Source organism: Brevibacillus reuszeri (genome assembly GCF_001187725.1).
Lineage (GTDB): Bacteria > Bacillota > Bacilli > Brevibacillales > Brevibacillaceae > Brevibacillus > Brevibacillus reuszeri.
In genome coordinates this window covers 724,613-748,265 of the sequence record NZ_LGIQ01000009.1, presented here as the reverse complement: position 1 = coordinate 748,265, position 23,653 = coordinate 724,613, and the positions used below count along the sequence as shown (strand labels likewise).

The following is a 23,653-nucleotide window of genomic DNA, read 5'->3' as shown; positions in this document are numbered from 1 at the left end:
TTCCATAGCTTCATTATAACTTATTTATCACTCTCCCGTGTCTCAACCTATGGGAGCATTATAGCAAAAACGGATCCTAATGTAAAAATCCCTAAGTGCTATGTTCAGAGTAGAAAACTAAAACTATGTCCAAGATGCTTAAAAGATAAATTGTATTTCAAGAAAATATGGGAAATGGTATTTGTGACTGTATGTCCCATCCATCAATGCATATTAATTGACAGCTGCTATTCGTGTAACAAGAAGCTAATGTGGAATGTAAATTCTCTTTCTAAGTGTAGATGTGGTTTTCGATATGTGGAAGGCGAAGTAGTGACAGTTTCCAGAGAAGAAACTCTGCTAGCAGATTTAATTCATTCATTGACTCTTGGAGACCATGTTAATCAGTTACAGATTAATAATTTTCTACTAAAAAAGCTAACATTACTTGATATAAATCTATTAATTAACTATACCTTATTGGAAATTAAAGAATTGGATAAGAAGAGATTCGAAACTTCAAGTATGAGTAATATAGAACTACATCAAATGATAAAGGAAGTTATTCATGCTTTTATGAATTGGCCACATAATTTCTATAACCTACTTGATCTAATAACAGATAAGAAAAAAGCAAGGGATTTAAAAATCCGGTTTTCACGGGTACTCGGTCGCTACTAGCGTAGCGACTTTCTTATTGGTGTAACTGGATAGTCCACCAGTAAATGAGTCAAGTAACAGAGGAAACCAAATGAGTGGAGGTGATCAGATTTGAAAAAGGTAAATCTCCTACTCCCATTACTAGTAGTGTTATTTCTACTGACTTCCTGTACAACTAACTCGGATTTTGAAACAATCGAGCAAAGTACCATAAAAGGAAAAGACGGCGTAGAAATTGAGGTGAATAAAATAAGATATAATAGCGACGATACACATGTTGTCGGATTTATATTAAAACCAACAAGAATGCAAACAGAAAAACTTCCCGTTTTAATTTTCAACCGGGGGGGAAATCAAGAATACAGAAAGCTTGATGAGAATTCAATAAAGTATCTCGCTTACTTAGCAAGTCATCAGTACATAGTTGTTGCCTCACAGTACCGTGGAGCTGACGGAGGAGAGGGGCAGGATGAATATGGAGGAAAAGATGTAAGCGACATAATAAACTTTTCAAAATTGGCGAATCATCTTTCGTATGCAGATCCCAGTAGAAAAGTGTTGTTAGGTTATTCAAGAGGGGGAATGATGAGTTACCTAGCGATTAAACAAGGCATAGATGTAAAAGTAGCGGCGGTAATAGGTGCACCGTCTGATCTAATGAAGTTTTCTTCAGAGCGTAAAGAGATAAAGAGCCTTCTCGACGAATTAATTGGCAATCCTGAAACAAAGAAGATTGAATATGAAGAAAGATCTGCTGTTTATTGGCCAGAAAAGTTACATGTACCATCATTAATACTTCATGGAGACAACGATCTTGATGTCAATGTCGAACATTCAAAGAAATTGGATGAAAGATTAAACGAATTCGGTATGCCGCATAAACTAATCGTCTACCCTTTTGGAAGTCATTCACTTGGGAACTACTATGAGGAAGCACATCTGGAAATCTTCTCCTGGTTTGATACTCATCTTGAAGACAAGATGTTAAACGATGATTAGAAACACAGACAAAAAAGCAGAATCCCGTTCTAGGACATTACGAGGTTCTGCTTTTTTGTCTGTGTCTTAGGCATTTCTACTGAGCAAGAAACACTATCTCGAAAAACGGTCAAAATCATCTTTTGACTGAACACGATGCGTATGAATCTGATGGTCGGATTTGGATATTTTGCTAATTGCGTTCATGAGAGTAAGAGCTACAAAAAGTAAAAAGCATCCAAGAGCAATGAAGCCAAAGTAAAACGAGAGGATTACAGCAACTAGTAATCCACCTATGGAATAAGCGAATATATTTCTCAATATACCCTCCCAGAAAATGTATTTCTATTTTTATACGATAACATACTTTCTCAGTTTCAATTTTCATCCATTTTATTTTTCTTCTGGATTTTATCGTCACGATCCCCAAAGAAAGCCATCAGTATTTGAGAATAGGGAACTGACAACGACATATCGCTGCGGGGGGCGCGATTCCGATCCCGGCAATGTAATGGTCCATTGGGCATGGAGCTCAAACAGCAAGCCGTCTTCCAGCTCTTTAGTTGCAAACGAACGATTGAGACACTTATTCCGTACCGAAACCGAGCCGGGCGAGTTCCACGAGCAGTTCTATTTTTGCCTAGCTCGATATCTGCCTCGATGCAGACTACCTATGCTTCGAAAAATTGCTCAAGAAAGCACACCATTTACATCTGTGCGACCCGATGAAGAGTAGTATGTAATGAATTAGTGAATGGAAAGGCGGTTGTGGTCATCGCTCATAAATTAAATACCATTCAACATACAGATCAAATTTTATTCCTTGAAAACGGAACGATTCCAGAGAGTGGGACCCATGAAGAATTGATAGCCCTCAATGCCCGCTACGCATCGATGTATCGCGATCAATTCGAAGCAAAAGGATGGGTACTTCAAGCATAGTCAAAAGAGGATACTGCAGCTAACATACTTGAGGTTGACGCTGTGTGAAGCTTTATAATGTCGCAATAGTACACACACGCCTACAACGGATGCGGCAGTAAAGCGGGAGCGCGTCTGCTGCTTGTTCGGCCAATACCTGTATCCTTTCAACTTTACGCATCACCCAGCAATCAGCGTGCCGTGCGGACTGAACAAGCGCGGCCTTCCGATGGGGTGGCAGATCGTCGGACCATTGGGGGATGACTATCGTATCCTTGTGGCTGCCCGTACCTTTGAAATGATCAATCCTTTTCCGAAACTTCCACAGTTGTCGCAGCAAAAACCTCTGCAGCTCCAAAATGCTGAAGTATGTAATCAGGACTCGATTTTCGGTACCCAGACTATTGATGTTTGTCGACAGAACAGCGAATATATCTGGATGGTGACTTAGACTAGAGTGTTTGGAAAGAGTTCCGGTGGTATAATGGTAATACATACAAGGAACGGATAAGGGAGAGTGATGGCTTGACAAAGCTAATGGACTTGAAAATCGACTTCGCCTTCAAACAGGTCTTTGGTAAAGTAGGGAACGAACCAATTCTTCAGGCCTTTCTGAATGCCGCACTCCAACTGCCAAAAGAAAAGCAAATTGCATCCGTGGAAATTCTTAATCCTGAAATCAATCGGGAGCACATTGAGGACAAAGCATCTATACTGGACATTCACGCCAAGACGGAACAAGGTGAGCATGTTAACATCGAGATTCAGTTGGCAAACAAGTTCGACATGGAAAAACGTACTCTGTATTACTGGTCACGCATTTACGCTGCTCAAATGCAAAAGGGATTACCTTACACTGATTTGAGTAAAACGATCACGATCAACATCCTCAATTTTCGTTTTCTTCATGAGACAGAGCTATTCCATACAACTTTCCATTTGTACGAAGATCAAGAACAGTTTCCACTGACGGACGTACTAGAGATTCATTTCATGGAGATTCCGAAGTTGATGGAAAAGTGGGAACAACGGAAGGTTAATCCTCACAACAACGGGTTGGAGAGATGGTTGCTATTGCTCGAGGCAGACGATCACGTGGAAATTCGTAGGGAATTGGAGGCGATTGCTGTGCAAGATCCGGTTATGAAGCAAGCTTTTGAAGCATGGGAAGACTTAAGTCGGGACGAGAAGAAGTGGGTAGAGTATGAGTCTCGACGTAAAGCAATTTTGGATGAAATAGCAGCAGTACGGGAAGCTGAGATACGTCAACAGAAAGCAAGAGAAGAAGGTCTGGCGGAAGGACGAGAGGAAGGACGAACGGAAGGAGAGCGGCAGAAAGCATTGGAAATTGCTAGGGAGATGCTTACTGAAGGCGACAGTCCAGAGCGTGTAGCAAAACTGACCAAACTTCCTTTAGACGAAATCGAAAAAATAAAACAACAGCTTCATTAATAGCAGTTCAAGACATACCCAACAACTGCCTTGTGTCTATTCAAACGATACAGGGTCTTTTGTGTTTTCTCAAAGCCAAAATAATAGAGATGGAAAGTTGTTTTTCCTTAAGCGAATTTAAGATACAAGCAGCACAATGGATGGATTTACATTAATTCTTTACTTACTATCAGAAGTATTCATTAAATGTTTATTGAATTATCATTGCTGCCATGACTGGTTATTGTTAATTATGTATTGGTTGAAGAGTGTATTGCTGATTAGCATTAAAGAGGGAGCTTTCCTTGACGATTCATTTTAATATCGAATATTATGAACAGGTGGAAATCTTTTACTATAATGTAGTGTGGAGGAATCATTCAGTGCTAATTAGGGTGGTTATAGTTGTAATTGTTACTTCTATTTTTATGATCTATGGTAGTGGACTTTTGACTATTCTTTCATTTATTGGTGGAGCAATGTGGATTGCAGCTTTTGATAAAAAGCAAAAACGTGAGGAACTAAGTAGAAGGGAAGATAAGTTACACCAAGTTAGGACTCAGTTACTCTATAACGATCTACATATTTCACAAGAATACACTGGCAAAGATAAAAATTCATCAATCATCTTGGATGAAAATAAAAAAGTAGTTTACTTGATTAAAGGAGAGACAAAAAGAAAATTTACATATCAAGACATATTACAGTCAGAGATACTTGAAGATGGCATTCAATCAACAAGTACATCCAGAACAAGTCAAATAGGAAGTGCATTAGTTGGAGGCCTTATTGCTGGGGTTCCAGGATTAATAATAGGAGGACTATCAGGTAAACAAAACACAATTAACAAAGTCAAGAAGATTGATTTGCGAATAATCGTAAATGATACTAATGAACCTATTTTTCATCTCAATTTCTTAGAAGTAGAAGATACATTTGTGAAAAAGGATCACCCATCTTATCAGGCCGCAATTAAAGATGCAAATCATTGGCACAATCTCATCAGTGTTCTAATTCGTAAAGCTGACGAGGAAGACCGTAGAAATGATAAAAACAATCAGCAGAACTTTCAAACTGAAACTAATTCCATAGATCAATTAGTGAAACTATCTTCTTTATTAAAAGAGGGAATGATAACAGAAGATGAGTACAACAAACAAAAGAAAAAGCTTTTAGGGTAAGATTCGTATTTGGGGTTCCGCCAACAAAATCGAATTCCTGGCAGCCTCTTTCAGGATACGCTCATGGATAAGCGGAAACCGTTGTATAAATTCAGATTCATCTTCAATCTCAATACAATTCATAAAAAAACCTCCAGAAATTTGTCTGGAAGAATTTTACCACGATTCATACAAGCGATTCTAATGTGGATTTAACAAACTGCTCATTAAGTTAGTTCTAGTGCTAATCTACGGTTCATTATGAAGCGGTTTGACGACAATCTTCCAATTCAAAAATTGGTTAATATCGTTGATTGAATCGATTATTCGCCATTTGTATTCCACGTTAGTTCGTAACTCTCTTAATAGTAAAGGTTTTACAATATGTTTCTCCAATTTCCCTTTAGTCATTGCGATATAAGCTAAACCTAAAATAGCATTTGCTCTAATTCTTTCATCAGTGTGGCCAGCTAGTTTAACGCAGAGAGTTTGTGCTATTTTCCAGTTTGCATGGTGCATTCCGACAGAAAGTGGTAGCATGGCTAATTCATTAAAGCTGCCACTTGCTAGGATCTTCTTAATCTCTTCATCAGTTAAAGTATCCAATGTTTATAAATCCGTTTTTCCACTGTTAGACCACCTTTCTGATTAAGATAAGAAGTTCTGTTTTGATGATGGCTATCCTTTTTTTACAAAATGTGTAATAAAAAAAGTCCCAGAATCAAACTGGAACTTTTACGAAACACGCTTAAAGTTTTCTGAAATCGTCAGTGAGAATGCCCGCATAACCCCAGTTTTCATCGTCAATCTCTTCAATAACGATGTGAGTATGTTCCGGCTTTTTGCCAAGAACGTTAACAAGTGTTTCGGTGAACTCTTTCACAATCTGAGCTTTCTGATCACGGGTTGCACCTTTGGTTATCTGGAGGTTGATATATGGCATTGGTTCACATCTCCAATCAAGATTATTTACTAGCATAGACGAACAAGGTAAGTGATCGTTTCAATAACCTTTCAACAAATTTAATGACTGAAAAACATTTAACTAAATAGTTATTGTGGCTAGCCTAATTTTATTTTATCTTCCTAGTGGCTTTGTTGTTAAAAGAAAATAAACCTTTAGACTGAAAAATAAAGTATCAGACTAGCGTTCCCAATAAATCGTTGTTGTTTTACGTGTTCATCGGTTTTCCTCCTAGGTTCATTTTGACAAAATGATCGGCAATGATTCCAGATACGATTTCCGTTTGTTCCATATAGACGAAATGACCCGCATCCGGAAGTTTATGGATATTCGCATGGGCGATGAGGTCTTGGAAGGAGGAAGCAAACGATACGGGAACAAACATGTCCATTTCGCCGGAAATAACGGTTACGGGGCATTCCATCTGCTTCAGTTTCTCCTGATACGGAACCAGCTTATCCAGATCGCCGGATCGGTATAATTCCAAAGCAACCCTTCTCGATTCGGGAGACTTATAAATGCCGTAAAAATCGGTCAATTGCTCTCGGGTGACGGCAGGAATGAGCGTTCTCATCCGTTCTTGCCACAGTTCCTTATTCTCGGCTAACTGTTTGAAGACCGCTTCCCCTTTTTGAGGGGTTCTGAAAGCTTGTGCCAGCTCATGCCACTCATAGTCAAGCGAAAAAGTAAAACTGCTCAAGACGAGACTTTTTACTCGAGCAGAATGATCGCAGGCCCACCTCAAGCCGATTAAGCCCCCCCAATCATGAACGACCAGATGAACGTCCGCAATCCTAAGCGCATCGAGAAACCGGGTAATAAAGTCGATATAGTTTTCCCACGTTGAAGCTTGTCGCATAGGTTCGCTTTGTCCGAAACCGGGAAGGTCGGGAGCGATGGCCCTATAACCGTTTTTCTGGAGTGTCGGAACAATGGCCTCCCACATCAGCGACGTCTCGGGAAATCCGTGCAAGAGAAGAACGGGTGGCGCCGAAGGCTCCCCAGTCTCAATATACGCAATTCTTGAGTCATTAACTGTCAGAAGCTTTTTCTCCATTATTTCAGTTACCTCCGGTTTGCAATTGGGCAGAATTGACAAAACTATCTCACTAGCAATTACCTGTTTTGGCATCACCTCCTCTATAATACTCAATTAGCTCACATTTCTTTTCCTGGATAAAACGAACATGAGCGGGATAATAACAGCCGAAAAACCGGATAATACATAGATACAAAGAATGAAGGAATCGGCATAATTTTGCTTGTTTGCGAGTGAAATGCTTTCGGCAAACAAGCTTTTCACTTCAGGAGCGGCTGTTATCGATTGGCAAACGGCCGGAATGTTTGTCGGATCGCTGGAATGTGCGTATTCTGAATAACAGGATTTGAATGTTGTCACGACTGCATCCGCCTGCTCGGTAGTGAATTTAGCAGCCACCAAATCTTGATGCAATTGAGGAGCAAGCTGTTCGTTGACAATGTCTGCGTTCTGCCCCAATGCGTTTAATAAGACAATGCCAATCAAGGCGATTCCGAGCGCGTAGCCAACTTGCGTTCCCGTCGTAACGATTCCGGAGGCAGAGCCAATGTCGTTTTTCCGGATTTTTGCAAGTATCGCGTTCGTGAGCGGAGCGGCTATGAATCCTTGGCCGAGTCCGATCAGGCTGAAAGCGGGTATCCATTCGTATCCGGCAATGGAGGTTCCCGTCTTATGTACGGAATAGACAAGACTCAAATAACCGATTACCGTAAGAATCGCGCCAAAAGTTAAGACATGCACACCAAACTTGGCGATGCCTTTGGACGATAACAGCGAGGCGAGAATTACGCCAATCCCCGTAGGCAGTAAAAGCAAACCCGATTGCAATGCCGTTAAACCCAATCCGATCTGCAAAAAGTATGTGCACACCAAAAAGAAAGCAGCTTGGCCGCAATAGAACAGTAAGACGATGATCATACCTATCGTAAATACACCTTGACGAAACAACGACACATTCATGAGCGGGATTTCGCCGCGGCGGGTCAGCCTGAGTTCATACCAAACAAACACGGCAAGAACGGGAAGCGATAAGCTGAGGCAAAGAGATATCGAAAAAGGCCAACCCTCTTTCACGCCTTCAACGAGCGGATAAACGAGCATGAACAGGCCGGCAGCAACGATCAGCGCTCCAATCCAATCCAGTTTGAAAGCATTGGATTCTTTCGACTCCTGAATGGGTGGGATCATCGCCAGGATGACGAGGCCAATCAGGAAGCTGACGAAAAACACCACCCTCCAATCCAGCTCCCACGGATTCCAATGCAAAAAAAGTCCGCCGATCACTTGCCCTGTTGAACCTGCGACCCCAAGAGTCGCACCGTATAATCCGAACACCAACCCGCGTTTGGCAGGCGGAAAATTGACCTGGATCAGCGACAGCACCTGCGGTGCAATGAGAGCGGCACAGAGACCTTGAACGATCCGAAAATAGATGAGTACGTTGACATCGGAGCCAAGACCGCATAACAAGGAGGTTACCGTAAAACCGGCTACTCCGATCCACAATATTTTCTTCCTGCCGAACCGATCTCCCAAACGCCCTCCGATAATGAGAAATACTGCATATGCCAGCGTGTAGCCGGTTATGACAAATTGGACATCGGCAAAGCTGGCGTGCAGGCTGCGTTGGATCGACGGCGTTGCAACATTGACGAAAGAGATGCTGGAAATCGTCATAAATACGGACAGAAGCATGACGACGAGCGCCAGCCAAGGTCGTGGACGAGCTTCCAAAGAGGCACCTTGCTGATCAAGGGGAATGGATTTAGGTAAACTGGACACGGGAAAATCTCCTTTCACCCGGAAATTTTTCTGTCATCGGGGGGGACGCTATGACCTCCAAATCGATAGCTTTGATTGACAGATGACGGGCTTTCTCATAATATTGATTGAGACAGGTCTGTATCATTCGCAACATTATCATACAGACAGATCTGTACCGTGTCAACGGTGTACGAGAGATAATTTTGATCGAGGTGAATCCTATGAAGAAAAAAGAAACTGCAAAAGAGCGAATTTTGCGAACGGGGTCCGATTTATTTTACCGGGAGGGCGTGAGGGCTGTCGGGATCGATCGGATCATTGAAGAATCCGGTGTGGCGAAAGCAAGCTTCTACCGAAATTTCGCAACCAAAGACGATCTTATCGTGGAGTATTTGGAGCAGTATTACCATGTCTTTATGAAACCGTTCGAAGAGGCGGGGAAACGGTATCCCGAAGATTCAGTCGAACAACTTTATTACTTGGTGGAATGTCTGGGCGCCAGAGTGGAACAACCGGGTTACCGTGGATGTCCTTTTTTGAATGCGGCCGTAGAGTTTCCCGATAAGAACCACCCTAGCCAGGAACGCGTTATTACGTACCACAGAGAGACGCAACGTAACCTGTCATTAATCGCCGAACGGGCCGGAGCGGGAGAACCCGAAACGCTCTCCGCTCAATTGATGATGCTATTCAATGGCGCTCTCATGACGGCGTACTTAGATCGGACTTCTTATCACACCGACTATTTTCGCAGTGCTGCAAAGCTTTTGATCAAACGACAGATTTCGTTAATCGTTGAGTAATGGTCGAAAAAATACAGTGTAGGAGTGCTGCAGGTATTATGAGTAAAATTCAGGAGTTTTTCGGAAAGGATATTGCCTTATGAACGAGCTTTTATTACGTTACCGAAAAGCGTTGACAGGTGAAATGCAGGCGTCGCCTGTGGAACAGCTTCTTGGAATAAAACCTATAGACATTGCTCCCGGTTAAGTCAATTTTGAGATGGAAGAGACCCAGAGCCATTCTAATCCGCAAGGAACACTAAACGGGGGGATAACAAGCACGCTTGCAGATATTGCTATGGGTGTGGCTTTTGGGACGACTCTTGAATTGGAGGAAAGCTTTACTACAATTGAACTGAAAATTAATTTTCTAAGGCCAATATGGTACGGTAAAAGACTGTGACATTTCAGGTCTTAAAATTAATGGAGTACCAGTTGAAGCACTAATTGGAAAGCTATAACAAAAACAAAGAATATCTAGCGAGTCCTTCAATGAAAAGACTATCCTTTCCACAGGATGGTCTTTTTCAAGCTTTCCGTTATTGACAGCACGGAGAACCGTATCACGACGTTACTATGAGGTATCCAACCGTTACAACTAAGATGAGCTGCTGCCACCATGAAGCTGATGGGGAGTAGGTCACAGCCCTCGTACATAATTGGTGAAAAAGATTTATACGAATCCAGAGGTCGTGACAAAGCACGAAGATTTGACGAAGGCCAAAATCGTTCGTATTTTTTCCGATATCAATATCGAAGAAGATATCGCCATGACTGTATTTGTATTCGATAGGCCACTTGATTCCAAAAAGAATCGATATACCATAAATGAGAAATGGAGCCAGCTGACACTTGCGCTTGAGTGTTGGGCTGGTTTTTTTTGCAGAGACGAGGTTAAAAGTCAGAATATTATGGGAGGATTGAGAATCGGTGAACTGGATATGAATATTGGAAATCTGTAGGTATAATGCATTTTAAGAGCGCTCTTTCATTCAATGGGAAAATGGTGATCAATATGTTCTCAAATCAAGATTTGGTTTTAGATAATTTTGTAAAGAAAACAACCGCTCTTCCATCATGGATTTCAGGCGCGCATGTCAATGAAAATCAGTATGTAATCGCCGTTGACTCTGGCTTGCCATCCGATACATTTAATGTACTTATTCCGTTGTCAGTATTGCCCCAAGATGCGCTAACGAATGTAGAGGAAGCCATTTGTTCCTTTTCAGACAAGGGGTTTCCTGTATGTGTTTGGACAGATCAGCGCTTTTTGACAGACGAGCTTGTAGCGCTGTTGACTGATCTCGGGCTTGCGGAAGCTGAGCGAAACGCTACCATGAAATTAGAAAGTGACGCGATCAAGACAGTTTCACCCATGCACTCTGACCGTTTTGAAATCAAGAAGGTACTAAATGCAGACGATGTTCGTAGCTATGCTGCCATTTTTCAATCTTTGTTTGAGGGCAGTCCTGAGAAAGAGGTCCTCATACGGTTATTTGATCAAGCAGCGGCGAGCTTTTCTGCTCATCCACACCAACAGTGGTTTATTGGCCTTTTGGATGGTAAAGCCGTTTCTACGGGCTGCTTGATTGAAACAGATAGCAGTTATGGAATTTATGATGTAATGACAAGGCAAGAATATAGAGGAAGAGGACTCGGCAGCACAATGTTTGGCTATCTGCTCCAGCGGATTAAAGAGGAGGGCAAAGGGAAACCTTGCGTCTTACAAGCTTCTTCAGATGGAATCAACATTTATCGGAAAGCAGGATTTCATGAAGTAGGAGAAATGGTTGTTTTTGAGTAAGGCTTGGTAGTCCATGGAAAACAGTCGAGCATGCTTTGATCGGAGTTTCAAATCATGCTCTTTTTATTTCTTAGCAGGGAATCTCGTACACAAAGCTTGGAGTGATATAGCTGCTAGCTTACAGCCGCTTTCGCTTTGCTATATGACCTTTAAAATAGGGGGCACGACCAAGGAAATAAACAACGCTCGGAATAGCTGGTAGCAGATCAAGATGGAAAGTTCCGCATATACTTCTTTTGCGATATCGCCATCTGGTCCATGCCGCCAGGGAAAAGCTTAAAAAGGCAGTAACAAATCTAACGGGATGTAGCATTGTCAAAAGCAAGCTCAAAGCGAGAGCAGCCACAATCAATACTAGAGGGAGCATAGTTCATTGCGCTAACGGAGTTCGGTAGTTGCATAACAGTAAAAACAAGAGCTGCCTTCTGAGGTAGCTTCTTTTGTTAACCTAACGGGCAGCATTCCTGTAATGAAGAAGAATGACGTTTGAGCATAAAAAGGGCCTCTTGATATCATAGTGTTGTCCTGAGCTGGCCAGCAAAAAGGACGAACTCTAATACTCGGAGGCTGTAAATGAATTATAACCAAAATGATTAGATTGCTCAACTTACTTCACACGTTAATTATCAGCGTCGATATTGCTAAGCACAAGCACGTTGCACGTGCGCAGGACTTTTTTTGGGGCTCATACACCGTTTCAAGAATCTGAAAAGCAAATGCTTTGCGACAATGTGACTCAACGTTCAGATCGTTATTTTCATTGGGATGGAAGACATCGCAAGGTAAAAGTAGTGAAGAGCGTATGTTAAGGGATATTCCCCATCTGGCTAATTAAAAGGCTTGCCCGATCTGATAAGCCTCGTTCAATAACGTGGCAAAATGAGCCTCGCTCTTTTCTTTCGAGCTACCATCAAATTTTCCATATGAATTATACATAAAGTGTACTTGGGTATCTTGAACGCCGGTATATTGCGCCAAGCCTACGTTCAGGTGATGCTCCACCATCAAATGATAATTGCGTTTTTCAAATTGACTCTGAGTCTCGCCAACCATGGTGATCCATCTTATTTTTTGAACTGGCAATTTGCTTGTTCCGTAGGCAAATCCATAGTTCCACACCCGATCGATGTATCCTTTCATGATGGCAGGCATGCTATACCACCATATCGGGAAAAGAAAGGCCAATGCATCGCTTGCTCGGATCCGATCCATTTCGCGCTGCACCTCGTCTGAGTATGCTTTGTTCGGATTACTCCGATCAGGTTCATCGATTGTATGCAAGATCGGATTGAATCCTTCGGCATACAAATCGGCGATTTCGAATTCATGTCCTGCTTCGGTCAAGCCTGCCGTGAACCGCTTCGCCATGCTCGCCGTGAGCGAATCTGGTCTTGGATGGGCAAAGACAACTAGTATTTTCATAAGGGTTCCTCCAAATTCATCTAAGAGTACCCTCAGTCTAAACCCTACAATGATTGTAGGGTCAAGGAGTTTATTTGAACCTGCAATTCCCACACACTGGTGTAACAAAATTCGTAGATGTCACTCACTGTCTCAATTTTTTGATCCAAAATATGTTTACGGAGCAAACTGTAATAGGTAGGAGAGTTTGCGTGGCTATCTTCGATAAGAAGCGTTAAATAAGTGCCTTCTGCCATGTGATGAGACCGGAATCCTTCTGGAACGACTGTCGGGTTGACCAGAAATAAATAGGAAGCATTCGTTCGTTCTTCAAAGAAAGTGGGCTGTGTCACAATAAAGCCGGGTTCAGTATTGATATAATCAACCTGGTTGGAAAAGGGCAGGAATGAGCGGTAATATTCGGTTTCCTGCTCCTTATATGTAGATACGTCAATCAATTTGCAAAATATTTTTCTTGCCTCGTATTGCCGAACGGAAATCTGGTTTTTTGGCTCTGCTCGCAACGCCATGAGACGATTGCGTTTGTCTTCGAGCTCTATTTTCAACGATTGTAGCTCTCTCATTTTCTGTTCCAGCCGCTCAAGCTGGACGGAGTAAACATGATCCATCCAGTCAGCATTCCACTGTGTCGCCGCCAACTCTTTTATTTCAGAGAAGGGGATGTTCATGCTTTTGAACTTTTTAATCCGATGCAGAAGTGGAAGCTGATACAGAGAATAGTATCGATATCCTGTTTCTCGATTGATATGGTCAGGAGAAAATAAACCGATTTTATCGTAATATCTCAGCGTTTGCAGGGGGATGTTAAACATTGCGGATATTTCTCCGATTCGAAAATAGGGTTCCATTTGGCTTCATCACTCCTCTGTTTTCAATTCTTCTTACGGGCTTCGATAAGTTTTTTCCAACTTTTCCTAAAATAATATAATAAGCGGAAAACAGGTTCAATTACAAGGCGGGGACAAAAATGGAAGCGTTGATTGAAGAGTACGGTCGCGGATCCGTAATGCACCGTGAAGCCATTGAAGGCTTGGCCGAAGAGGAACTTCGTTTCAAGCAAATTATCATTCATGTGACGGATTCCGAGATTTTGTCCACACACAGGCTGAGAAAAGTCTTGGCGGAGGAGGAGCCGCTACTAATTTCCTTTGACCAAAACGCATGGGCAAAAGACTTGGGATACGATTTATTGGACCGTGAACAACATTTGCTTTTGTTCCAATTCCTGCGCTCCAGTATGCAGACAATTCTGGGCCATCTGACAGTAGAACAAAGCGAGCGGGTGGGGGTGCATGAGGATGCGGGGCGGTTCACTTTTAAGCAATTGCTGGAATTCCGTATCCAGCACGTCCGCGATCACCTTGCCCAAATCGAACGGGTGAGGGAGTACTTCATTGACGTTTTCCAATGACTTGGCGGTAGTGATCCTTGCCTTTCATTGAACCTGGATATCGTCGGCTGCGAAGCCAGACGTTTCTTCTCTAGCATCGCGGGCAGAAGTGGCTCAAAAGCTCAAATCATCGGCATGGTCGCTGGTATGATATCCCGCCACATTCTGATAAATTTTCTGCAGAACCACCTCGACTTTAGGATGATTCCGTGAACCGGATCGTCGACAACAAGGATTTGCTTCACAGTCTTAGATAGATCGACTTGATGATCGAATTTTTTATATAGAAGAAGACCAGCGTCCGAAGTCAGATCGCCGCCATCAAAATTAACTTTCATTCGGGAGTTGAAGTTCATTCGTAACTCTTGACTTGCCATCTAAGAACCCCTTGGGAGCGTGTTTGTTGACCAATTAAGGTGGTATTAGTTCGTTTCGTAAAAATTAGACGTTTAGACCAATTTAGGTTACTCAATAACCGGTTCCCTGTTAAGCGGAGCCGGTTTTAACGAGTTGGAATCTTATTTCATCCACGTTTTCGCTTGATGTAATTGTAATCATGACATGTTCAAAGCCACTTCCTGAATATTTCAGGTTTTCTTGTCCTAGGCTGCCGTTGTCTCATTATTCGGGATCAGTTTAATGCTTTATTTTCTTCGAACACCTCAAAATCAGTTCCAAAGGATCGCTGAGCACTTCAAATGACAAACGGTTTACTCCAGAAAAGCGATAATGGTCGCAACAGCGTTGTCCGCAAATGTTCGATCGGGGCGGGATTTCATCAACGTGGTAAGACCGATCATTGAAACGACGAGTGTCTGGGCGAGCGCTTTGGCTCTCACATGATTCCCCAGTTCGCCGGATCGCATCCCCCGTTCAATGATTTCCTGAAAGATCACCGCCAAATTCATCTGGTGCTCTCTGGTCATCTCTTCAAATTTGGCATCATGAGGGGCAAGCTCGACCATGACATTGAGGCAAAAACATCCCCGGCTTGGACCTTCTTCGTATCCTTCCGCCACAATGCCCGCAAAGAAAGCGTGAAATGCTTCTTTGACAGATGGCACGTTCTGCAGCCGGGCGCGCACATAAGAAGCATGGGATTGATTGTATTTGCGAAGTGTTGCTTCAAAAAGCTCCTTTTTATCTCCGAACGCGGCGTAGAGACTAGGTCGTTGAATGCCCATTTTTGCCGTTAAATCGCTTAATGAAGTCGCTTCGTAGCCCTTCTCCCAAAACACTTCCATCGCGGCATGTAGTGCTTGCTCTTCATTAAACTCCCGAGGGCGAACCATAAGCTATCCTCTTCCTTTTCATATCGTTCAGTATATTAAAATCATATCTTGCGGTATAGGAATAGTCAAATTTTTTCAATTTCCCCTTGACTAATTACGAAAATATAATATATATTTCACTTCATCCAGTTGTGTACCGATCGATATAATATACTTTTCGGTATGTAACTGAATAAGGTTAACCATTCCAATCAGAAAGGTGTGAAGGGGATATGAAAAACCTTCAAGACATAGTGGAGGGAGGTGCCGGAGAAAACCGGAGTACCGGGAAGGCTTCCTCGTGTAAACCCGATGCTCGTGCTCCCACGTCACATTCATCGCTGCCGCGTGTGCTCTCGTTGTTGTTTGCCGTCGCTTGTGGGCTTGCTGTAGCGAACGTTTATTATGCACAGCCACTGCTTGACGCGATGGCAATCGAGTTCGGCATCCGTGAGTCGACTATCGGGGTTGTTGTCACCATCACCCAGATCGGGTATGCACTTGGCCTTCTGCTGTTGGTGCCGCTTGGCGATTTGCTGAACCGCCGACGGTTGATCGTCGGTCTGTCAGCATTGTCCGTTGCGGCGCTAGTCGCTGTCGGTTTCTCCCCAAACAGCACGATGCTCATTATCAGCAGCGCTTTGGTTGGGTTACTCGCGGTGGTCACGCAGGTGCTGGTTGCATTCTCGGCCGTATTGGCAGCGCCGGCTGAGCGTGGCCGTGTAGTAGGGAGGGTGACTAGCGGCATTGTCATCGGTATTTTGCTGGCGCGGACCATCGCGGGGTTCATGGCCGATCTCGCAGGATGGAGGGCGATTTATTTCCTCTCAGCGGCGTTGACGCTGCTCATCGCTGTTGTGTTGTTTCGTGTGTTACCGCCGCACGACGAGGTGAAGGAAACGATTGCTTATCCACAATTGCTGCGTTCGGTTTTCAAGTTGTTCTTGGAGGAGCCGATTTTGCGTATACGCGCTTTGATCGCCTTTCTGATCTTTACCTCGACTTCAGTCTTGTGGACGCCAATGGTGTTTCCACTCAGCCAACCGCCTTTTTCACTCTCTCATACGGAGATCGGTCTGTTTGGTTTAGCTGGAGCCGCCGGAGCGTTGGGTGCGGCCAGGGCAGGGCAGATGGCGGATCGCGGCTGGAGTCAGAAAGTTACCGGCACCGGGCTGCTCATCATGTCCCTATCTTGGCTACCAATTGGATTTATTATTCATTCCCTGTGGGCTTTGATTGCCGGCGTAATCGTCTTCGATCTTGGATTACAGGCCGTACATGTCACGAATCAAAGCATGATTTACAGTGTGCGCCCCGAGGCTCATAGCCGGCTTACGGCCGGATATATGATTTTCTATTCCCTCGGAAGCGCTGCCGGTTCGTTCATCTCGACGTTCGTTTATGCGTCAGCTGGTTGGACTGGTGTATGCCTATTAGGCTCAGCCATCAGCTTCCTGGCACTATTATTCTGGGCGTTTACCCGTCAGTTGACGCCCACCGCTTAGACTTCAAAACGGAGAACTGGCACATGCCACTGACCGCCATTATGCTGCTCGTCAATTATGACCGTAGGAAGATTTTATACTGTTTCATCCAGCTAGATTTTCCGAGGCAATTCAAAGGAGGGAACATTTCTCATGACGTATTCTTATAACCTCAACCGCGATCCGCTTGCGGATTGCGACGGTACCTACCCATTCACACCGCACTTCACCGACGCTCCCGGGTTTGCCATGCACTATGTTGACGAAGGGCCGCACGGAGGTGAGACCGTGCTTTGTCTTCATGGCGAGCCAACCTGGGGTTATCTGTTTCGGCTCCTCATCCCGGTCCTGAGCTCGGATTGCCGTGTCATTGTCCCTGATCATATGGGATTCGGCAAAAGTGCGACTCCTCTGAATCGTAGCTACTGGCTGCAAGATCATATCGACAATCTCGAACGGTTCGTGCTTGCGCTCGACCTGCGGGAAATCACGTTGATTATGCACGATTTTGGCGGGCCAGTGGGGATGGGTCTCGCTGCCCGCCATCCAGATCGCATCCGCAGGCTGATCTCTACCAATGGGCCGACACCTTTCGGCCAGTCCAGCCTCGGAGACCGGTTGAGTGCCAATGTCGTCGTCTCGCCTTGGTTCCAATGGGTTGTTCAAGCGGAGAAGGACGGAAGTCTCGAGGCCGTGTTGGGCCAACTCGGTTTTAATATTCTCAGCACGCTCAAACTGAACGGATTTGAGAACCATGCCCTGATTACCGACACCTGGCTGGCGGCTTACGGCTCTCACTTTGCCGATCCGTCTGATTGTCTCGGCGCGATCGGCTGGGCAAAAGGGTTTGCTACAGGCGCTCACCAGTTTGAAGTACCTAATGCCGAAGCCATCCGCATGATTCGTACCAAGCCGGCAATGGCCATTTGGGGCGAGTCTGATCGCACTCTGCATGCTGAACATTTTCTGCCGCTGTTCACGGAGTTGTTCCCCGACGCTCCCGTTCATCGGCTTGCAGGCGTAGGTCATTATTGCCTGGAAGATGCACCGAATGAAGTAGGACGTCTCATTGCAGACTTCATCTACCGTAACTGAAACGTGGTCTCGAAGGAACCGACTCTCAAAAGAGGATTCTTGTGACTCATTATCGTACGACAGAGATCGACGGACTGAACATTTTCTATCGCGAAGCCGGAGACAACAACCGGCCGGGTTCTGCTTTTACGCATTGCTTTCCCGCTTCTTCGTTTATGTTTCGCGATCTGACCGAGCGACTTTCCGATCAATTTCACATTTTCGCACCGGATTATCCCGGGTTCGGGTACAGCGATGCGCCATCGACCGAGACGTTTGCGGATGCGTTTGACCGGCTAGCAGACATCCGGAGAAAGTATCGTTTCTCGTCGTACAGAACGCTGCCGGCTTTTAATGACCTGTCGGCCCTAGATCCAGCTGCACATCGAGGTGCAGCTTTTTTTTCTGTTCGGAAGTCCGCTCAGTCGATTTGGAACCAGATAACGGCGGGGAACTGTTCTAAATTTTCTTTTTTCGCCTTCTCCTTGACTCTCCCCTTAACGGTAAAGTTATACTTCGGAAGAAATGAGCAGAAGCGCAATTTGCAATTGAGGGGTGCATTTATGTTCAAAATCAGCGAGTTTTCGAAGATAAGCCAAGTGTCTGTCAAGACGCTTCGGTACTACGACCAGCTGAATTTGCTCAAGCCGGCCCATACCGATCCTTACTCTGGATACCGATACTACACTGCCGATCAGTTGTTCCAGCTTCACCGCATTTTGGCCTACAAAGAACTGGGGTTCTCGTTAGAGCAAATTCTCCGGATGATCGACGAGCTAATTCCGCTTGAGCAAATCAGAGGGATGTTCCGGATCAAGCAGCATGAGATTCAGTCCATTGTGGACAAAGAGCAGGCCAAGTTGGCTCGCATCCAAGACCGGCTACATGCCATCGAGAATGAGGGAAAACAGGAAGTGACGCATAATGTCGTGCTGAAAGAAGTGGAACCGCAATTGGTGGTGTCTTATCGGCAAAGAACTTCTTTTCGGCAAATTCCGGAGATGTTTCGGCAGCTGGACGATTATTTGGGCAATGCCCGTCGGCCGCCCTTGTCGCAGATCGTTTTGTGGCATGACTGCTTGGAAAGCGATGACGATATGGACATTGAAGCAGCCCGGCTACTGACCGATAAAATGGCAAGCCAGCCGCCCTTTGTGGTCCAACAGTTACCGGGTGTTCCGCTGATGGCCACACTGATCCATCATTGTCGGACGACGAGCCGCTGCACTGCAAGCACGGAACTGGCGCTGTGGATTGAGCGAAATGGTTATCGAATGATCGAAAACGAGCCGCGGCGCGAAATTTGCATCCCTCATGAACAGACAGGCGATCCGGAAGCTTATGTCGCTGAGGTGCAGATTGCCGTCGAGAGAGCTTAGTTTACTCGTAGGAGGGGGAGAGAGGTACTGACAAGACACCAAAAGTTGTTGACGTTGAATTTGTTTCTATTAACCTTTGTGCTGGGGACGAGCGAATTTGTTATTGTTGGGCTGCTTACAGAAGTAGCGGCTGATTTTCAAATCGCCATATCAACGGCTGGGACGCTTGTTTCAGCGTTTGCCTTGTCGTTTGCCATCGGCACTCCGTTCTTAACGGCTTTGTTCAGCCGCTTTGCCAAATATCCGCTCATGCTGACGCTGATCGCCATTTTTATTGCCGGCAATATCGCAACCGCCCTGTCTGAGTCTTATGCACTTCTGCTTGTTTCCCGAATCATCACAGCTGTCGTAACCGGCGTCTTGATCGCACTCGCGATGGCGGTTGCCAGCGAAACGATACCTGCCGAAAAGCGGGGGGCGGTTATTGCCATCGTTTTTGCAGGATTTACCGTTGCCAGTGTCATCGGAGTGCCGATCGGCACTTCTATCGGGCAATGGGGCGGCTGGCAGATCGCGTTTGGATTCACCACCATGTTGGGCGTTATTTCCTTGATTTTCAGCTCGGTGACCATTCCCAAGGGGCTGAAAGGGACGCGGAGTTCCTTGAAAAATCAGATCGGCTTGCTTGCCCATCCGCGTGTTGTGATCGCATTCTTCATTCCGGCTTTCAGCATTGCAGCGACTTATACCGTATACACGTATCTGACGCCTTTGTTGCAAGAGGTGCTCGGGGTTCCGGAACGGTATATCAGCTTAGTATTTTTACTTTATGGGGCCGTGTCCATCTTCAGTACGTTGATTGGCGGAAAATTGGCCGCACGGGATGGGATCAGTAAGCTTCGGTATGTGTTCCTGATTCAGGCCGTCATTCTCGCGTCGCTGTATGTTTCCGCGAATACGCTGGTTGGGGGATTGATCAGCATCTCCTTTATTGCCCTGGTCCTCTATGCGATGAATTCCACGATGCAATTATATTTCATCGATTTGGCCAACCAGCATTTTCCGACTGCTCGGGATTTAGCCTCGTCTCTTACACCCGTATCCGTCAATGTCGGCATTGCGGTCGGGCCGGCGCTCGGAGGATGGGTGACAACGAACATGAGGCTGATCGATGTATCCTGGTCCGGAGGCATCGTGGCAGTTGCCGCGTCCTTGCTGGCAGTAGTCAGCTATCGTCTCGACCGCAAAGCCATGAGGGACAGAAAGTTTTCGTGAATTGAACTTCTCCAGGGCAGCGCTCGGCAGTCAGTCCGAATGCCTGCTCGGAACTGCACTCAGCCCACTATTTGCAAGACTTTTACATCGAATATAAGAGTAGCTGCCCGCTGCTTTTCTTTTATCTTAATTATGTACCAATTGGTATTTAATATAGCTGATCAATACGGAGGGATACTATGTCTAAGGTTGCTTTAAATCAAGCCGAACCTTCGAAAACTAGCATTCGCAGTTGGCTGGCGATCGTTGTTCTCGGTATTGCCATGTTTACTGTTGTTGCCACCGAATTCGCACCGATCGGACTGTTATCGTCTATCGCTTCCGATCTTGAGAGCAGTCCTGCAACGGTAGGACTCATCGTGACGGCCTATGCGCTGATTGGCGCAGGCAGCGCGCTACTATCCGCCGTACTGCCGAACAGGTTTCCGCGCAAGCCGCTGCTCATCGGGCTAATGTTAGTGCTGGCTGCCGGGAACGGACTTGCGATGATCGCCAATTCGTTCCAGGTTCTGATGCTGGCGCGGGTTATAGGAGCGCTATCGCATGGCGTTTTCTGGGCAATGGTGGCCGCGCTTGCGACACAGATTGCTCCGCCGAACCGGATGGGACTTGCGACCTCGATCGTTTTTGGCGGCATGTCGATTGCGAACGTGCTGGGTGTTCCGCTGCTCAACCTGATCGGACAGACATGGGGCTGGCGTTTGGCATCCTCGTCGCGGCCTGTTTGCTCTCGGCGCTGTTAATGGCCATCGTGCTGCCGCAAATAAAAGCCGAAGGATCGGTTGGATTCGCCACCTTGGCCAGTGTGCTACGGAACAGCAAACTGTGGCGCGTCTATACGGTGGCAATCATCACGGTCGCTGCGCATTTCGCAGCGTTCACATACATTGAACCGTTTCTGAGAAACGTCCCTGGCATTGCCCCCGCTATGATCGCCGCTCTGCTCTTTGGCTTCGGGGCCGCCGGTTTGCTCGGAAATGTGCTTACCGGGGCACTGATCGACCGCTTTATGAAGCCGGTCATCGCCGTATCACTGTTACTTATGTTCGCATCACTCATTGGTCTGGGAACGTTCGGGCTAAGTTCCGGGGTAGTGCCAGTGCTGGCGCTGCTCATTATCTGGGGCGCCGCAATCTCGGTACTTATTATCGGTATCCAGACATGGGTATTGCGAACTGGTGGGAAGGCGGCCATACCGGCGTCTGCCGTATATACGACCGTGTTCAATTCCGCTTCTGGCGTGGGAGCCATACTCGGTGCATTCGTTCTGAACAATGCCGGTTTGTCTGCCATTATGACCTCAGCCGGTCTGGTTATCGTCATGGCTATTACTATCGTCGTATTGGATCGTGGGGTGAGGAAGACATCATCACGATAGGCAGGGAGCGGAGCTCAGAAAAACTCTGCACACGATCCTGCACGATACGGATCATCCCTCCCATATTGTGTTGTCAGTGATCCCTCAATTGAACTAAAACATAAGAGAAAGGTGTTTGCAAATAGCCAAGATTGTGTCGTCTTCGGTACCAATGGCGTGGCGGGTAATCGGTATGCGGGCAAGTTGCTCGACAAGCATATGTTGAGAACGACGCTGCTTTATCCGATCGCTTTGATGGTGTGCTACATTCTTCTTCGATAAGCAGAGGCGTCACTTATATGGCTCGTCGGTATTGTTTACTGTGGGAGCCGTGCATACAAGTGGGTTGATTGTCAGTCAAATCTAGATGACAGCGGCAGCACCCGAAGCGCCGGAATTTGCAAACAGTCTGTTCGTCTCCTTCTCAAATCTTGGTGTCAAGACCGGTAGTCCGTAGGAGGCTGGCTGATTGCTATCTCCGGTACGGGTGAATCGTGTGGGGAGGAATTTTGTTTGCTATGCTTGCCAAATCACTTACTTCTGGGTCATACTGTGCTGCTTTCTCCATGAAGCTCTTCGCAGACCATTAAGAAAGAAGCGAATAATCGATGTTCCAATGGGGCTGCCACCATCCAATCATAGATACTATTTATGGTCAAAATTGAATTGTTGACATTGATCAGTCGTTTGGTTAATTCTTTAGTGGAAGTTAAACATACAAGAGGAGGAAACATAGTATGCTTGAAACAGTGCTCACGATCACTTCGATGCAGACCCCCGAAGAAGCGCAGGCCTTCAAAACACTTAACGAGGAATGGATCGCCCTCATCTTTGCCATCGAAGAGGAAGACCAGGTTATCCTCAATAACCCAGTGGAGAACATCGTGAACAAAGGAGGAGACGTACTCATCGCACGCGATGGCGATTCAATCGTCGGATGCGTTGCACTCGTTCCAACTGGGGCCGGTGTTTTCGAGCTCTCGAAGATGAGCGTTACACCCGAGGTCCGGGGGCGCGGATACGGACGGAGAATCATCCATGCCGCCATTAACCGCGCACGCGGGCTTGGCGCGACATCACTCTTTTTGGGCAGTAGTACCAAGCTACCGAACGCTGTTCATCTTTACGAATCGGTTGGGTTCAAGCACGTTCCTGTTGAGCAGATCGGGCCCATGCCCTATGTAAGAGCGGATGTGTTTATGGAGTTGAAACTAAAATGAATATGGAGACAAGATTATCGACGAATCCGTCAATGTTAGCACGAGATCTGCGCGTACTGGAAGATGGAGGCTATCGTACAGAAAAGGTGCAACCAGTGAGTATGCACCAACGTAGCGGTGCGACAGGATCGAATCGCCTGATACCGGACGGAAGCAGTTGGAAGATGAGCTTTACGTGTTATTTGAACGAGGTTCAGGATGAAAGAGACCGTCTGCAAAGTTTTACAGGGGAATCTGTTTTCTTTCATGCGACAAAATTCGAATAACATCTCCACTAAGCTTTGCAACTATATTGCTGATTCATTTTTTTGAGACACGGCGCTTATTAAATCCGTTTGATAGAATATAGAATTTATTGC

Annotated in this window: 21 protein-coding genes and 5 pseudogenes; 19 read left to right on the top strand and 7 right to left on the bottom strand. The window is 45.5% G+C overall.

From position 1 onward, the window contains the following. Positions 1 to 12: 12 nt before the first annotated feature. The 6 genes and pseudogenes from ADS79_RS36750 to ADS79_RS17915 form a co-directional block, all read left to right on the top strand. A pseudogene (locus ADS79_RS36750) lies at positions 13 to 204 on the top strand (TniQ family protein); the annotation flags it as partial. Positions 205 to 297: 93 nt separating this feature from the next. Then, positions 298 to 660 carry a hypothetical protein gene (locus ADS79_RS36210; protein WP_236700029.1) on the top strand — a complete coding sequence of 121 codons (363 nt, stop codon included), beginning with the start codon at positions 298 to 300 and terminating at the stop codon, positions 658 to 660. 90 nt (positions 661 to 750) lie between these two features. Next, the gene (locus ADS79_RS17940) at positions 751 to 1,638 is read left to right on the top strand and encodes an alpha/beta hydrolase family protein (RefSeq protein WP_049739770.1); all 888 of its coding nucleotides are present in this window, start codon (positions 751 to 753) and stop codon (positions 1,636 to 1,638) included. Between the two features lie 1,033 nt (positions 1,639 to 2,671). Then, positions 2,672 to 2,989: pseudogene (locus ADS79_RS17925) on the top strand (amidase family protein); the annotation flags it as partial. Positions 2,990 to 3,063: 74 nt separating this feature from the next. Then, entirely contained in the window at positions 3,064 to 3,990 is a 927-nt protein-coding gene (locus ADS79_RS17920; protein WP_084765983.1) for an Rpn family recombination-promoting nuclease/putative transposase, read from the top strand. A 362-nt stretch (positions 3,991 to 4,352) separates the two neighbouring features. Beyond that, the gene (locus tag ADS79_RS17915; protein ID WP_141260988.1) at positions 4,353 to 5,150 is read left to right on the top strand and encodes an SHOCT domain-containing protein; all 798 of its coding nucleotides are present in this window, start codon (positions 4,353 to 4,355) and stop codon (positions 5,148 to 5,150) included. A 228-nt stretch (positions 5,151 to 5,378) separates the two neighbouring features. On the opposite strand, the gene ADS79_RS17910 is transcribed toward ADS79_RS17915, so the two are convergent. The 4 genes from ADS79_RS17910 to ADS79_RS17895 form a co-directional block, all read right to left on the bottom strand. Then, entirely contained in the window at positions 5,379 to 5,735 is a 357-nt protein-coding gene (locus tag ADS79_RS17910; protein WP_049739765.1) for a hypothetical protein, read from the bottom strand. A gap of 142 nt (positions 5,736 to 5,877) precedes the next feature. Beyond that, complete coding sequence (locus ADS79_RS17905) at positions 5,878 to 6,072, bottom strand: tautomerase family protein (protein WP_012685646.1); 195 nt, start codon at positions 6,070 to 6,072, stop codon at positions 5,878 to 5,880. Between the two features lie 229 nt (positions 6,073 to 6,301). Then, the gene (locus tag ADS79_RS17900) at positions 6,302 to 7,150 is read right to left on the bottom strand and encodes an alpha/beta fold hydrolase (RefSeq protein ID WP_161807306.1); all 849 of its coding nucleotides are present in this window, start codon (positions 7,148 to 7,150) and stop codon (positions 6,302 to 6,304) included. 96 nt (positions 7,151 to 7,246) lie between these two features. After that, on the bottom strand, positions 7,247 to 8,914 hold the full coding sequence (locus ADS79_RS17895) for an MFS transporter (protein ID WP_049739763.1): 1,668 nt from the start codon (positions 8,912 to 8,914) through the stop codon (positions 7,247 to 7,249). Between the two features lie 203 nt (positions 8,915 to 9,117). On the opposite strand from ADS79_RS17895, the gene ADS79_RS17890 reads away from it, so the two are divergent. The 4 genes and pseudogenes from ADS79_RS17890 to ADS79_RS17880 all read left to right on the top strand — a co-directional run bounded on the left by ADS79_RS17890 (position 9,118) and on the right by ADS79_RS17880 (position 11,482). Then, the gene (locus tag ADS79_RS17890) at positions 9,118 to 9,699 is read left to right on the top strand and encodes a TetR/AcrR family transcriptional regulator (protein ID WP_049739762.1); all 582 of its coding nucleotides are present in this window, start codon (positions 9,118 to 9,120) and stop codon (positions 9,697 to 9,699) included. 199 nt (positions 9,700 to 9,898) lie between these two features. After that, on the top strand, positions 9,899 to 10,081 hold the full coding sequence (locus tag ADS79_RS36745) for a PaaI family thioesterase (protein WP_084765982.1): 183 nt from the start codon (positions 9,899 to 9,901) through the stop codon (positions 10,079 to 10,081). A gap of 259 nt (positions 10,082 to 10,340) precedes the next feature. Continuing rightward, a pseudogene (locus tag ADS79_RS36740) lies at positions 10,341 to 10,490 on the top strand (Na-translocating system protein MpsC family protein); the annotation flags it as partial. Between the two features lie 203 nt (positions 10,491 to 10,693). Next, on the top strand, positions 10,694 to 11,482 hold the full coding sequence (locus ADS79_RS17880; protein ID WP_161807305.1) for a GNAT family N-acetyltransferase: 789 nt from the start codon (positions 10,694 to 10,696) through the stop codon (positions 11,480 to 11,482). A gap of 831 nt (positions 11,483 to 12,313) precedes the next feature. Here the strand turns inward: ADS79_RS17880 and ADS79_RS17875 are convergent. Then, entirely contained in the window at positions 12,314 to 12,904 is a 591-nt protein-coding gene (locus ADS79_RS17875; RefSeq protein ID WP_049739759.1) for an NAD(P)H oxidoreductase, read from the bottom strand. A gap of 44 nt (positions 12,905 to 12,948) precedes the next feature. After that, positions 12,949 to 13,752, bottom strand: a complete 804-nt coding sequence (locus ADS79_RS17870) for a MerR family transcriptional regulator (RefSeq protein ID WP_049739758.1) — start codon at positions 13,750 to 13,752, stop codon at positions 12,949 to 12,951. A 119-nt stretch (positions 13,753 to 13,871) separates the two neighbouring features. Here ADS79_RS17870 and ADS79_RS17865 point away from each other — a divergent pair, with 119 nt between their 5' ends. Then, positions 13,872 to 14,315: a DinB family protein gene (locus ADS79_RS17865; protein ID WP_049739757.1), complete on the top strand. Its 444-nt coding sequence runs from the start codon at positions 13,872 to 13,874 to the stop codon at positions 14,313 to 14,315. A 689-nt stretch (positions 14,316 to 15,004) separates the two neighbouring features. On the opposite strand, the gene ADS79_RS17855 is transcribed toward ADS79_RS17865, so the two are convergent. Beyond that, entirely contained in the window at positions 15,005 to 15,586 is a 582-nt protein-coding gene (locus tag ADS79_RS17855) for a TetR/AcrR family transcriptional regulator (protein WP_049739755.1), read from the bottom strand. Positions 15,587 to 15,798: 212 nt separating this feature from the next. On the opposite strand from ADS79_RS17855, the gene ADS79_RS17850 reads away from it, so the two are divergent. From ADS79_RS17850 to ADS79_RS35470, 8 genes and pseudogenes are all read left to right on the top strand, one after another. Continuing rightward, entirely contained in the window at positions 15,799 to 17,070 is a 1,272-nt protein-coding gene (locus ADS79_RS17850) for an MFS transporter (protein WP_174769618.1), read from the top strand. Positions 17,071 to 17,202: 132 nt separating this feature from the next. Beyond that, positions 17,203 to 18,144, top strand: coding sequence for an alpha/beta fold hydrolase (locus ADS79_RS17845; RefSeq protein WP_049739754.1), 942 nt, complete (start codon positions 17,203 to 17,205; stop codon positions 18,142 to 18,144). A 41-nt stretch (positions 18,145 to 18,185) separates the two neighbouring features. Next, positions 18,186 to 18,404, top strand: a pseudogene (locus tag ADS79_RS36730) (alpha/beta fold hydrolase); the annotation flags it as partial. A gap of 282 nt (positions 18,405 to 18,686) precedes the next feature. Further along, positions 18,687 to 19,502: a MerR family transcriptional regulator gene (locus ADS79_RS17840; protein WP_049741044.1), complete on the top strand. Its 816-nt coding sequence runs from the start codon at positions 18,687 to 18,689 to the stop codon at positions 19,500 to 19,502. A 27-nt stretch (positions 19,503 to 19,529) separates the two neighbouring features. Continuing rightward, the gene (locus tag ADS79_RS17835; RefSeq protein ID WP_049739753.1) at positions 19,530 to 20,717 is read left to right on the top strand and encodes an MFS transporter; all 1,188 of its coding nucleotides are present in this window, start codon (positions 19,530 to 19,532) and stop codon (positions 20,715 to 20,717) included. A 179-nt stretch (positions 20,718 to 20,896) separates the two neighbouring features. Next, positions 20,897 to 22,095 (top strand): annotated as a pseudogene (locus ADS79_RS36725) (MFS transporter). A gap of 716 nt (positions 22,096 to 22,811) precedes the next feature. Continuing rightward, positions 22,812 to 23,294, top strand: coding sequence for a GNAT family N-acetyltransferase (locus ADS79_RS17825; protein WP_049739752.1), 483 nt, complete (start codon positions 22,812 to 22,814; stop codon positions 23,292 to 23,294). Beyond that, positions 23,291 to 23,560: a hypothetical protein gene (locus ADS79_RS35470; protein ID WP_049739751.1), complete on the top strand. Its 270-nt coding sequence runs from the start codon at positions 23,291 to 23,293 to the stop codon at positions 23,558 to 23,560. Before ADS79_RS17825 ends, ADS79_RS35470 begins: the two co-directional genes overlap by 4 nt. Positions 23,561 to 23,653: the final 93 nt, after the last annotated feature.

What these genes read in the sequence shown, in the direction of transcription:
- ADS79_RS17875 (WP_049739759.1), bottom strand. Translation starts at nt 12,904, where the DNA reads ATGAAAATACTAGTTGTCTTTGCCCATCCAAGACCAGATTCGCTCACG.
- ADS79_RS17870 (WP_049739758.1), bottom strand. Translation starts at nt 13,752, where the DNA reads ATGGAACCCTATTTTCGAATCGGAGAAATATCCGCAATGTTTAACATC.
- ADS79_RS17850 (WP_174769618.1), top strand. Translation starts at nt 15,799, where the DNA reads ATGAAAAACCTTCAAGACATAGTGGAGGGAGGTGCCGGAGAAAACCGG.
- ADS79_RS35470 (WP_049739751.1), top strand. Translation starts at nt 23,291, where the DNA reads ATGAATATGGAGACAAGATTATCGACGAATCCGTCAATGTTAGCACGA.
- ADS79_RS36745 (WP_084765982.1), top strand. Translation starts at nt 9,899, where the DNA reads ATGGAAGAGACCCAGAGCCATTCTAATCCGCAAGGAACACTAAACGGG.
- ADS79_RS17840 (WP_049741044.1), top strand. Translation starts at nt 18,687, where the DNA reads ATGTTCAAAATCAGCGAGTTTTCGAAGATAAGCCAAGTGTCTGTCAAG.
- ADS79_RS17880 (WP_161807305.1), top strand. Translation starts at nt 10,694, where the DNA reads ATGTTCTCAAATCAAGATTTGGTTTTAGATAATTTTGTAAAGAAAACA.
- ADS79_RS17855 (WP_049739755.1), bottom strand. Translation starts at nt 15,586, where the DNA reads ATGGTTCGCCCTCGGGAGTTTAATGAAGAGCAAGCACTACATGCCGCG.
- ADS79_RS17845 (WP_049739754.1), top strand. Translation starts at nt 17,203, where the DNA reads ATGACGTATTCTTATAACCTCAACCGCGATCCGCTTGCGGATTGCGAC.
- ADS79_RS17890 (WP_049739762.1), top strand. Translation starts at nt 9,118, where the DNA reads ATGAAGAAAAAAGAAACTGCAAAAGAGCGAATTTTGCGAACGGGGTCC.
- ADS79_RS17825 (WP_049739752.1), top strand. Translation starts at nt 22,812, where the DNA reads ATGCTTGAAACAGTGCTCACGATCACTTCGATGCAGACCCCCGAAGAA.
- ADS79_RS17865 (WP_049739757.1), top strand. Translation starts at nt 13,872, where the DNA reads ATGGAAGCGTTGATTGAAGAGTACGGTCGCGGATCCGTAATGCACCGT.
- ADS79_RS17900 (WP_161807306.1), bottom strand. Translation starts at nt 7,150, where the DNA reads ATGGAGAAAAAGCTTCTGACAGTTAATGACTCAAGAATTGCGTATATT.
- ADS79_RS17905 (WP_012685646.1), bottom strand. Translation starts at nt 6,072, where the DNA reads ATGCCATATATCAACCTCCAGATAACCAAAGGTGCAACCCGTGATCAG.